The following is an 8,372-nucleotide window of genomic DNA, read 5'->3' as shown; positions in this document are numbered from 1 at the left end:
TCCCAGGACCCGCGCCCCCCGAGGTGCCCGTTACGGGGGAGTGGCCGAGGAGCCGCTGTCGGCGCCGCAACCCCGGCCCCACTCGCCGTCACAGCGTCGGCAGGCGCTCGGCGACGAGGCGCGCCGGGAGGTCTCCGGGACCGTCGAGACCCTGCTAGCCCTGCGGCGCGAGGGCCGCAGCGGTGAGGCACACGCCCTGCTCGTCGAGGCCGCCCACTGGCCGCCCGCCCGCTTCCCGCTGCTCGCCGCCGAACTGCACCGCGCGAACCTCGGCGCCGACTGGGCCACCCTCCTGTGGGAGGCCGCCTCGCTGCCCGCCGACAAGCTGGTCGCCGTCGCGGACGCGCTCGCCGCGGCGGGCCGTACCGCCGACGGGGAGCAGATGCTGCGGCAGGGCGTCGCCCGCCCGCCCGAGGAGATCGGCGCCGCCGTCCTCGGCCTGGTCCGCGAGGGGCGCGACCGGGAGGTGCGCGCGCTCCTGGACGCGTACGTGCGCATCCGTACCCCCGAGGAAGCCGCCCGCAGCGCGGAGAACGACCCGCAGCGCCTCGGCCCCCTCCTCCTCGCGGCCGCGCGGGACGTCTCGGAGGGGCGCCACCGTGATCTGGTCCATGCCCTCCGCGTCGCGGGTCTCACCGCCTGATTCCCGCCTGATTCCCGCCGGACGCGGCCCGGGCGGTCACCCGGAGGGGTGCGAAACATGATCGACTGCTCCGGTTAACGGCGATGGTCTTGCCCAGGTGGGCGGGGAGGCTTACGTTCAAGCCTCTACGACCTGCGTCTACGGGCGTAGAGGCTCTCTGACGTCCCCCGTCGAAGGAGCAGCTCCATGGCCGACGTCGTACGCGCCGCTCTGGTCCAGGCGACCTGGACAGGCGACACCGAGTCCATGATCGCCAAGCACATCGAGCACGCCCGCGAGGCGGCCCGGCAGGGAGCCGAGGTCATCGGCTTCCAGGAGGTGTTCAACGCCCCCTACTTCTGCCAGGTGCAGGAGCCGGAGCACTACCGCTGGGCCGAGCCCGTACCCGACGGGCCGACCGTGACCCGTATGCGGGAGCTGGCCCGGGAGACGGGCATGGTGATCGTCGTACCGGTCTTCGAGGTCGAGCAGTCCGGCTTCTACTACAACACCGCGGCCGTGATCGACTCGGACGGCTCGTACCTCGGGAAGTACCGCAAGCACCACATCCCGCAGGTCAAGGGCTTCTGGGAGAAGTACTACTTCAAACCGGGGAACCTCGGCTGGCCCGTCTTCGACACGGCGGTCGGCAAGGTCGGCGTGTACATCTGCTACGACCGCCACTTCCCGGAGGGCTGGCGGCAGCTCGGTCTGAACGGCGCCCAGCTCGTCTACAACCCGTCCGCCACCTCCCGCGGTCTGTCCGCCTACCTGTGGCAGCTGGAGCAGCCCGCGGCGGCCGTCGCCAACGAGTACTTCATCGCCGCCATCAACCGTGTGGGCCGGGAGGAGTACGGGGACAACGACTTCTATGGAACGAGCTACTTCGTCGACCCGCGCGGGCAGTTCGTGGGCGACGTGGCGAGCGACAGGACAGAGGAACTCGTCGTACGGGACCTCGACTTCGACCTGATCGAGGAAGTACGGCAACAGTGGGCGTTCTACCGGGACCGCCGACCCGACGCGTACGAAGGACTGGTACAGCCGTGAGCAACGAACTACTGGGGCGGCACAGGGCCGTGCTTCCCGACTGGCTCGCCCTCTACTACGCCGACCCCGTCGAGATCACCCATGGCGAGGGCCGCCACGTGTGGGACTCCGAGGGCAACAGGTACCTCGACTTCTTCGGCGGCATCCTCACCACCATGACCGCGCACGCGCTGCCCGAGGTCACCAAGGCGGTCAGCGAGCAGGCCGGGCGGATCATCCACTCGTCCACGCTCTACCTCAACCGGCCGATGGTCGAACTCGCCGAGCGGATCGCGCAGTTGTCCGGCATCCCGGACGCGCGGGTCTTCTTCACCACGTCCGGCACCGAGGCCAACGACACCGCGCTGCTGCTGGCGACGACATACCGCCGCAGCAACCAGATCCTGGCGATGCGCAACAGCTACCACGGGCGTTCCTTCAGCGCCGTCGGCATCACCGGCAACAGGGGCTGGTCCCCGACCTCCCTCTCGCCGCTCCAGACGCTGTACGTCCAGGGAGGCGTCCGCACCCGGGGCCCGTTCGCCGATCTGAGCGACGCCGACTTCATCGCGGCCTGCGTCGAGGACCTCAGGGACCTCCTCGGCCACACCCGTCCACCCGCCGCCCTCATCGCCGAGCCCGTCCAGGGCGTCGGCGGCTTCACCGCGCCGCCCGACGGCCTGTACGCGGCCTTCCGCGAGGTGCTCCAGGAACAGGGCATCCTCTGGATCGCCGACGAGGTGCAGACCGGCTGGGGCCGCACCGGCGACAACTTCTGGGGCTGGCAGGCCCACGGCCAGAACGGCCCGCCGGACATCCTCACCTTCGCCAAGGGCATCGGCAACGGCATGTCCATCGGCGGAGTCGTCGCCCGCGCCGAGATCATGAACTGCCTCGACAGCAACTCGATCTCGACCTTCGGCGGCACCCAGATCACCATGGCGGCCGGCCTCGCCAACCTCAACTACCTGCTGGAGCACGACCTCCAGGGCAACGCCCGGCGCGTCGGCGGGCTGCTCATCGAGCGGCTGCGGGCCATCGCCGCGCAGGTTCCGGGCGTACGGGAGGTACGCGGCCGGGGACTCATGATCGGTGTCGAGCTGGTCAAGCCCGGCACGGACCAGGCCGACCTGGACGCGGCATCCGCCGTGCTCGAAGCCGCCCGCGAGGGAGGCCTGCTCATCGGCAAGGGCGGCGGCCACAACACCAGCGCACTGCGTGTCGCCCCGCCCCTGTCGCTGACCGTCTCCGAGGCGGAGGAGGGCGCCGCCATCCTGGAGGGCGCCCTGAGGAGTGTCCAGTAGCAGCAGCTGAGCCGGGCGAGTGAGCCGAAGGGGCACGCCTGTGTCGAGAGGCCGTGGGGGCACCTCCCCGCTCGAGCGGAGCCGGCGCCTTCCGGGAAGCGCGGAGGCCCGAAGGGCCGAGCGCGGTCGGCCTCTCGGCACAGGCTCCGGCGCCCCGGAGGCGAACCGAGCCACAGAAAAAGGGGTACGCCCATGACCACCGCCCTGGAACCCGCCCTGTCGGTACGCCAGGTCCTCACCCTGGACCGGGTCCTCGCCGGAGAGCCCGAGGTGGTGGCCGGCGCCGGCCATCTCGACCGGCCCGTGCGCTGGGTCCATGTCGCCGAGGCCGCCGACGTGGGCGTCATGCTCAGCGGCGGCGAGATGGTGCTCACCACCGGGGTGCTCCTCGCCGGGGATCCGGAGGCCCAGGCCGAGTACATCCGCTCGCTGCACCGCGCGGAGGCCGCGGCCGTCGTCCTCGGACTCGGCCGGGCCTTCCCGTCGCCGCCCGACGTGATGCGCCGGGCGGCCGAGCGGTGCGGGCTGCCCCTGGTGGTGCTCCACCGGCCGTTCCCGTTCGCCGAGCTGACCGAGGAGGTCCAGTCCCGGCTCGTACGGCGCAAGTTCGCGGCCGTGAGCCTGTCGGAGGCCGTACGGACCGCGCTCACCGGGCTCATCACCGCGTGCGCCCCGCTGCAGGCCCTCCTCGACGAGATCGCCCAGTACGCGGGGTGTCCCGTCGTCGTCACCAACCTCGCCCACCGCGTGCTCGCCACGGCGGGGGAGCGGTCCGCGGTCGACGACGTACTGCGCGACTGGGAACGCATCTCGCGCCAGGCCGGCGGCAACGAGGGTGACGGCTGGGTGCGGGCCGAGCTCGGCGGACGCGGGGAGCGCTGGGGGCGGATCGTGCTGTGCGGCTACCGGGGCGACACCGCCACCGGACGCCTGCTCGCCGACCGCGCCGCCGAGGCCCTCGTCCTGCACCGTATGCTCGGCGGCTCGGCGCACTCCTGGGAGGAGGAGTCCGCGCAGAGCCTGCTCACCGACCTGATCTCCGGGGTCGTCCCCGCCAGACAGCTGCTGCCGAGGGCCCGGGCGGCCGGACTCCCCGTCAACCGCCGTACGTTCGTCCCGCTGGTCGTCCGCGACGGCGAACCCGCGCAGCTCGACCGCGTACTGCGCCTGGTGGGGCTCGCCGGGCTCGCCGCCGAACTGGCCGAGGGCGCCACCGCCGTACTGCTGAGCCTCGCCCACGACCAGGACGCGGAGGCACTGGCCGCGCACTTCGCGACCCGGCTGCGCTCGGAGACCGGAGAGTGCCGGACCGTCGTGGCCGCCGCCGACGCGCGGACCGCGTGGGAGGACGTGCCCGCCGGACTGCGGGAGGCCCGGCACGTTGCCGACGCCGTGGCCCAGTCGCCGGCGGGCCTCGACCTGCCGGCCGTGGTGCGCCTGCGCGACGTCCATCTGCGCGGGCTGGTCCGGCTGCTGCGGGACGACCCGCATGTCCAGGCCTTCGCCGAGCGGGAGCTCGACGGGCTGCTGTGCGGCGACCGCCACGCCGAACAGGACCTGCTGCCCGTGCTGCGCACCTATCTCGCGACCGGCCGCAACAAGTCGCGCACCGCCCAGCTGCACCATGTCAGCCGGCCCGCCCTGTACCGCCGTCTGGAGGCCATAGAGGCCCGCCTCGGCGTGGACCTCGACGACTTCGAACAGGCCGCGTCCGTGCATATCGCGCTCCTCGCGCACGACGCGCAACAAGGCTGAGACCTCGGCCGCGCAACACCACTGCAACTTGGGACGACCTGGGAAAACGGCGGTGAAACATGGGACCGCGCGAGGGTGACAGCGTGGAACGCCAAGTGCCCGCAGACGTGACACGCTGCAACTCAAAGCGGTCTTCGCGACTTCCTAAGCTCACCGCACACCGAGCGACCGGAGGTCCCGATGAGCAGAGTGATCCGTGCCGCCGTCTTCCAGACCGCGTGGACCGGCGACAAGGAATCGATGATCCAGGTACACGAGCAGGCGGCCAGGGACGCGGCCGCGCAGGGTGCTCAGGTCCTGTGCTTCCAGGAGCTGTTCTACGGACCGTACTTCTGCCAGGTGCAGGACAAGGCGTTCTACGAGTACGCCGAACAGATCCCCGAGGGCCCCATCGTCAAGCGTTTCCAGACGCTGGCCAGGGAGCTGAACCTCGTCCTCGTGCTGCCGATGTACGAGGAGGAGCAGCCCGGCGTCCTCTACAACACCGCGGCCGTGATCGACTCGGACGGCTCCTATCTCGGCAAGTACCGCAAGCACCACATCCCGCAGGTGCCCGGCTTCTGGGAGAAGTTCTACTTCCGTCCGGGGAACGCGGGCTGGCCCGTCTTCGACACCGCCGTGGGCAGGATCGGCGTGTACATCTGCTACGACCGGCACTTCCCGGAGGGCTGGCGCGCGCTGGGTCTCGCGGGCGCCGAGATCGTGTTCAACCCGTCGGCCACCTCGCGCGGACTGTCCCGCTATCTGTGGCAGCTGGAGCAGCCCGCGGCGGCGGTCGCCAACGAGTACTTCATCGGCGCGATCAACCGGGTCGGCGTCGAGGACCTCGGCGACAACGACTTCTACGGGACCTCGTACTTCGTGGACCCGGAGGCGCAGTTCGTCGGCGAGGTGGCGAGCGACAAGGAGACCGAACTCGTCGTCCGCGACCTCGACATGGCCAAGCTGCGCGAGGTGCGCGACCGCTGGCAGTTCTTCCGGGACCGCCGCCCGGAGGCGTACGACCCGCTGACAGCGCCGTAACAAGGCACTCCCCGCGCCCCTTGAATCTCTCGGGGGCGCGGGGCTGTGCCCGATATGCGGCTTCCGCCGCGATGGGGGTCCCCCCTGTTCGAGCGAAGCCGAGAACTTGGGGGAGCGACCAGCCCCAGACGACCGGCACTTTTCCGACAACCGAACGGAGCGTGAAAGCATGGTCGGCCGTATCGTCATCCGCGGTGGTCTCGTCATCACCGCGTCCGACGAGATCCACGCAGACGTCCTGATCGAGGACGGCCGTATCGCCGCCCTCGCCGCGAGCGGCACCCCGGCCGCCGAGGCCTGGACGGCCGAGCGCACCATGGACGCCACCGGGAAGTACGTGATCCCCGGCGGCGTCGACGCGCACACGCACATGGAGCTGCCGTTCGGCGGCACCTTCGCCTCGGACACCTTCGAGACCGGTACCCGGGCCGCCGCCTGGGGCGGCACGACCACCATCATCGACTTCGCCGTGCAGAGTGTGGGCCACTCCCTGCGCGAGGGTCTGGACGCCTGGATGGCGAAGGCCGACGCACAGTGCGCCATCGACTACGGCTTCCACATGATCGTCTCCGATGTGAACCAGGAGACGCTCAAGGAGATGGACCTGCTCGTCGAGGAGGGTGTCACCTCCTTCAAGCAGTTCATGGCCTACCCCGGCGTCTTCTACAGCGACGACGGCCAGATCCTGCGCGCCATGCAGCGCTCCGCCGAGAACGGCGGCCTGATCATGATGCACGCCGAGAACGGCATCGCCATCGACGTACTCGTGGAGCAGGCCCTGGCCCGCGGCGAGACCGACCCCCGCTATCACGGCGAGGTCCGCAAGGCGCTGCTGGAGGCCGAGGCCACCCACCGCGCCATCAAGCTCGCCCAGGTGGCCGGGGCACCCCTGTACGTCGTGCACGTGTCGGCCATGGAGGCGGTCGCCGAGCTGGCCAGGGCACGCGACGAGGGGCTGAACGTCTTCGGCGAGACCTGCCCGCAGTATCTGTTCCTGTCCACGGACAATCTCGCGGAGCCGGACTTCGAGGGCTCCAAGTACGTGTGCTCGACGCCGCTGCGCCCCAAGGAGCACCAGGCCAAGCTGTGGCAGGGCCTGCGCACCAACGATCTCCAGGTGGTCTCCACCGACCACTGCCCCTTCTGCTTCGTCGGCCAGAAGGAGCTCGGCCGCGGCGACTTCTCCAAGATCCCCAACGGCCTCCCGGGCGTCGAGAACCGTATGGACCTGCTCCACCAGGCCGTCGTCGACGGGCACATCTCCCGCCGCCGCTGGATCGAGATCGCCTGCGCCACCCCGGCCCGGATGTTCGGCCTCTACCCGAAGAAGGGCACCATCGCCCCGGGCGCGGACGCCGACGTCGTCATCTACGACCCGCACGCCGAGCAGGTCATGTCCGCCGAGACGCACCACATGAACGTCGACTACTCGGCGTACGAGGGCAAGCGCACCACCGGCCGGGTCGAGACGGTCCTCTCGCGCGGCGAACCCGTCATCACCGAGCGGGAGTTCACCGGACGCGCGGGTCACGGCGTCTACACCCCCCGCTCCACCTGCCAGTACCTCACCTAGGAGCGGAGCACATGGACTTCGGACTCGTCCTGCAGACCGACCCGCCGGCCTCGAAGGTCATCAGCCTGATGAAACGGGCCGAACGCAACGGCTTCACCTATGGCTGGACCTTCGACTCCGCCGTGCTGTGGCAGGAGCCGTTCGTGATCTACAGCCAGATCCTGTCGAACACGTCGAAGCTCAAGGTCGGCCCGATGGTCACCAACCCGGGCACCCGCACCTGGGAGGTCACCGCCTCCACGTTCGCCACGCTCAACGACATGTTCGGCAACCGCACCGTGTGCGGTATCGGGCGCGGTGACTCCGCGATGCGCGTCGCCGGCCGCAAGCCCAACACCCTGGCCCGTATCAGCGAGGCCATGAAGGTCATCCGGGCCCTGGGCAGCGGGGGAGAGGCCGACCTCGGCGGCACCGTCATCAGGTTTCCCTGGATCAGGCCCGGTGCCGAGCTTCCCGTCTGGATGGCCGCGTACGGCCCGAAGGCCCTGAAGATGACCGGTGAGGAGGCCGACGGGTTCATCCTGCAACTGGCGGATCTCTATCTGACCGAGTACATGGTGAAGGCGGTCAAGGACGCGGCGGTCGCGGCCGGCCGTGACCCGTCCGATGTCAAGATCTGTGTGGCCGCCCCCGCGTACGTCACCGAGGACGACTCGCCGGAGGCGCTCGCCCACGCGCGCGAGCAGTGCCGCTGGTTCGGCGGCATGGTCGGCAACCATGTCGCGGACCTGGTGTCCAAGTACGGCGAGCACTCCGCCGCCGTACCCGACGAGCTCACCGACTACATCAAGGCCCGCGAGGGCTACGACTACTCCCACCACGGGCGCAGCGGCAACCCCGACACCCAGTTCGTGCCCGACGAGATCGTCGACCGGTTCTGTGTCGTCGGCCCGGTCGAGAAGCACATCGAGAAGCTGAACGCGCTGCGCGAACTGGGCGTGGACCAGTTCGCCGTGTACGACATGCACGACGCCCAGGAGGCCGTGATCGACGCGTACGGCACACAGGTCATCCCCGCGGTCAACTCCTGACCACCGCCCCCGGCTCCTGACGCACGGCACCACCG

At 70.3% G+C, this 8,372-nt stretch carries 6 protein-coding genes and 1 pseudogene; all 7 read left to right on the top strand.

Annotation, left to right across the window (positions count from 1 at the left end):
* Window positions 1-643: pseudogene (locus FNH04_RS36190) on the top strand (hypothetical protein); the annotation flags it as partial.
* Between the two features lie 186 nt (window positions 644-829).
* Window positions 830-1,672 carry a nitrilase-related carbon-nitrogen hydrolase gene (locus FNH04_RS36185; protein ID WP_152790076.1) on the top strand — a complete coding sequence of 281 codons (843 nt, stop codon included), beginning with the start codon at window positions 830-832 and terminating at the stop codon, window positions 1,670-1,672.
* On the top strand, window positions 1,669-2,955 hold the full coding sequence (locus FNH04_RS36180) for an aspartate aminotransferase family protein (protein WP_322724829.1): 1,287 nt from the start codon (window positions 1,669-1,671) through the stop codon (window positions 2,953-2,955). The genes FNH04_RS36185 and FNH04_RS36180 overlap by 4 nt, the downstream gene beginning before the upstream one ends.
* A gap of 192 nt (window positions 2,956-3,147) precedes the next feature.
* Window positions 3,148-4,710: a PucR family transcriptional regulator gene (locus FNH04_RS36175; protein ID WP_152790075.1), complete on the top strand. Its 1,563-nt coding sequence runs from the start codon at window positions 3,148-3,150 to the stop codon at window positions 4,708-4,710.
* A 180-nt stretch (window positions 4,711-4,890) separates the two neighbouring features.
* Window positions 4,891-5,733, top strand: a complete 843-nt coding sequence (locus tag FNH04_RS36170) for a nitrilase-related carbon-nitrogen hydrolase (protein ID WP_152790074.1) — start codon at window positions 4,891-4,893, stop codon at window positions 5,731-5,733.
* A 169-nt stretch (window positions 5,734-5,902) separates the two neighbouring features.
* Window positions 5,903-7,306, top strand: a complete 1,404-nt coding sequence (gene hydA / locus FNH04_RS36165; RefSeq protein ID WP_152790073.1) for a dihydropyrimidinase — start codon at window positions 5,903-5,905, stop codon at window positions 7,304-7,306.
* Between the two features lie 11 nt (window positions 7,307-7,317).
* A complete protein-coding gene (locus FNH04_RS36160; protein ID WP_152790072.1) occupies window positions 7,318-8,337 on the top strand; it encodes a TIGR03842 family LLM class F420-dependent oxidoreductase in 1,020 nt (339 codons plus the stop codon).
* Window positions 8,338-8,372 lie beyond the last annotated feature (35 nt).

This window comes from Streptomyces phyllanthi, from assembly GCF_009377205.1.
Classification (GTDB): domain Bacteria; phylum Actinomycetota; class Actinomycetes; order Streptomycetales; family Streptomycetaceae; genus Streptomyces; species Streptomyces phyllanthi.
Note: the sequence above shows the minus strand (reverse complement) of the source record. Positions and strands in the feature narration are given on the sequence as shown.

Excerpts from the sequence above, each read along its gene's own strand:
- FNH04_RS36160 (WP_152790072.1), top strand. The coding sequence starts at position 7,318 with ATGGACTTCGGACTCGTCCTGCAGACCGACCCGCCGGCCTCGAAGGTC.
- hydA (WP_152790073.1), top strand. The coding sequence starts at position 5,903 with ATGGTCGGCCGTATCGTCATCCGCGGTGGTCTCGTCATCACCGCGTCC.
- FNH04_RS36170 (WP_152790074.1), top strand. The coding sequence starts at position 4,891 with ATGAGCAGAGTGATCCGTGCCGCCGTCTTCCAGACCGCGTGGACCGGC.
- FNH04_RS36185 (WP_152790076.1), top strand. The coding sequence starts at position 830 with ATGGCCGACGTCGTACGCGCCGCTCTGGTCCAGGCGACCTGGACAGGC.
- FNH04_RS36175 (WP_152790075.1), top strand. The coding sequence starts at position 3,148 with ATGACCACCGCCCTGGAACCCGCCCTGTCGGTACGCCAGGTCCTCACC.